This window comes from Halolamina salina (assembly GCF_042678005.1).
Lineage (GTDB): Archaea > Halobacteriota > Halobacteria > Halobacteriales > Haloferacaceae > Halolamina > Halolamina salina.
This window is the reverse complement of sequence record NZ_JBHUDH010000143.1, coordinates 17,507-18,159: the sequence shown is the minus strand read 5'-3', so window position 1 is coordinate 18,159 and position 653 is coordinate 17,507. Positions and strand designations below refer to the sequence as shown.

1 protein-coding gene is annotated in these 653 nt (G+C 71.8%); it reads right to left on the bottom strand.

Going from position 1 to position 653, the window contains the following annotated elements:
- Nucleotides 1-57: 57 nt before the first annotated feature.
- Nucleotides 58-653, bottom strand: a 596-nt coding sequence (locus ACFR9S_RS12345; protein WP_379818785.1) for a class I SAM-dependent methyltransferase, incomplete at its 5' end; no start/stop codon positions are given.

Below are 653 nucleotides of genomic sequence, written 5' to 3'. Positions count from 1 at the left end.
GGCCTCCGTGCCCGCGCTTGGAGCCATGCCGTGGTCGGTCACACGCCAACGTCGCGACTATTCCGGCAGTTCCATCGCGACGCTGTACATCCGTCCCTCGTCGCTGCTGCCCGTCGCCTTCGCCAACTGTTCGGCCTCGGTGATTAGCTGCTGGCCGAGCGCGTCGGGCAGCGACTCGGCGTGTCCGCGGACCTCCGCGGTGTGGGCCGTGAGGTGGCTCTCACTCCACGGCACCGGTTCGAGGATCGACCGCGTGCGGTCGTGCGTCCAGCCGTGCCCGCCGAACAGGCGCCGCAGGCCGTCGGCCGGGTAGAACGTCAGGGCCGCGCGGGCGCTCGCGAGTTCGGCCGCCGCGTTCTCGACGGCGAACAGTTGCCGGACCGGGGATTCGGGCGGCATCGGGTCGTAGTCGTCGACGACCAGCGTCGCGCCCGGCGCGGCGACGCGGGTGAGTTCGGCGGCGATCGGTGCCGCGGCGTCGTTCGGAAGGACGTTGAACAGCGCGTGGCAGGTGATCACCTCGACGGCGTCGTCCGGGAGCGGGATCTCCCGGAGGTCGGCCTCGATCAGTTCCACGCGGTCGTCGTCGGCGAACCGTTCGCGGACGCCGTCGGCGTGGTCCGCGCGGTCGGTCACCGCGTAGACGTGCTCGG